The sequence below is a fragment of the Psychroflexus sp. MES1-P1E genome (genome assembly GCF_002836055.1).
Lineage (GTDB): Bacteria > Bacteroidota > Bacteroidia > Flavobacteriales > Flavobacteriaceae > Psychroflexus.
Window position 1 is genome coordinate 1 of sequence record NZ_PJBS01000266.1, and the last position, 1,784, is coordinate 1,784.

At 31.2% G+C, this 1,784-nt stretch carries 1 protein-coding gene; it reads left to right on the forward strand.

What is annotated here, in order from left to right; all coding sequences use genetic code 11:
* The first annotated feature begins 38 nt into the window (after positions 1–38).
* On the forward strand, positions 39–1,631 hold the full coding sequence (locus CXF67_RS09610; protein WP_102088562.1) for an alpha/beta hydrolase: 1,593 nt from the start codon (positions 39–41) through the stop codon (positions 1,629–1,631).
* Positions 1,632–1,784: the final 153 nt, after the last annotated feature.

The window sequence follows — 1,784 nt, forward strand, 5'->3', positions numbered from 1 at the left end:
ATATACAAGTCGAACCAACGAATAAACAATTGAACTAAATGAGAAACAACACTTTACTTATACTTTTAATTCCTGCCCTTTTTATTACAAACATTACTAATGCTATGTCTTTTAATATAGACCAAGAATTAGTCGAAGGAATGAGGCTTGAAAAAGCATTATCAGCATCTGAAGAACATATTTACACAATCAGTTTAGAAAATGGTATGTCAATACTAGCTGAAATTAATCAAATAGGAATTGACCTTGTTATTGATATTCACAATCCTAATGGTAAACTTATAAAACAAGTTGACAGTCCAAATGGAGAAGATGGTATTGAACCAGTTGATTTTACAGCCAATAAAACTGGAAAATATAAACTTATTGTACGCACACTTGACAAAAAAATAAAAAAAGGAAATTACGTTTTAAAAGTAGACAAGATTTTATCATTAGAAAATAATGCGAAACGCATTGCAAAAAAAGAACTTCCAACCGAAACTTTGTATAATTTATGGGAAGCATCTCTAAACGATAAAAATGCAATTGATAATTTCATCAAGAAACAAACCGAAAAACATATTATTGAGCCAATAAAAGGAAACGATTCAGATATGCTAATCACATATTTTTGTGTGCCTGATAAAGATACCGAATATGCTATGCAAAGTGGAGGTCGTGATTTTTTAGGATTAAGATTTCGTAGGTTAGGAAAAACAAAACTCTTTTTTGTGACACAAGTAGTAGCAAACGATGCTCGTTTTAATTACGGTTTCAATTTTTTTAAACTTTATAAAGCAGGCCTAAATGGAGAAATCGAAACTCGTGATGTAGTACATTCTTATGATGGTTTGGTTGTTATGCCAAACGCACCTAAACAGCCTTATATTATTGAAAAAGAAGGTGTTTCTAAAGGTAAGGTTTCCGAAACGTCTATTAAAAGTTCATTTTTGAATGAAGAACGAAAAATTACAGTATATACACCTGCTAATTACAATGAAAAACTACCACACAATTTATTAATTGTTTTTGATGGAGAATCTTATGGTGGAAGAATTGGAAGAAGAGCAAGAATACCAACACCAACTATTCTTGACAATTTAACAGCCCAAAATAAGATTACGCCAACAATTGCAATTTTAGTTTGGAATATGGGTAAAAGAGGTAAAGATTTAATAAGTGAAGAATTTTCAAATTTTATTGCTAAAGAAGTGATTCCTTGGACTCGCTCAAATTATAATATTAATTCAAATTCAAATAATGTCATCGTTGCAGGTTCAAGTAGAGGTGGTTTCTCTGCAAGTTATATCGCTCTAAATAATTCTGATATTATTGGAAATGTCCTTTCACAATCTGGTTCATATTGGATAAAAGGAACTAAAGATGAAAATCATTGGATATATCCAAAAGATGAAGGAAAGTTGATTAAAGCATATAAAAGTAGTGAACTACTACCTATAAAATTCTATATGGATATTGGACTTTATGACGCTGGTGCATCAATGCTTGGAATGAACAGAGAGTTTCGAGATATTTTAGAAATAAAAGGATATGAGGTAGATTATAACGAATTTAATGGAGGACACAGTTACGTAAACTGGAGAGGAACATTTTCAAACGGACTAATATCATTAATCGGAAAAGAATAAACCTGTACATAACACCGTATAAAATTAATGGCTAGTTCTAGCCTACTTGGAAAATTCCTGCGGAATTTCCTCTGGTTCGTTCCCTTTTCACTAAATTAGTTGCTTAACAACGCCACTAATCTTATACATAAACGTTGGCATTCATTACGAAAC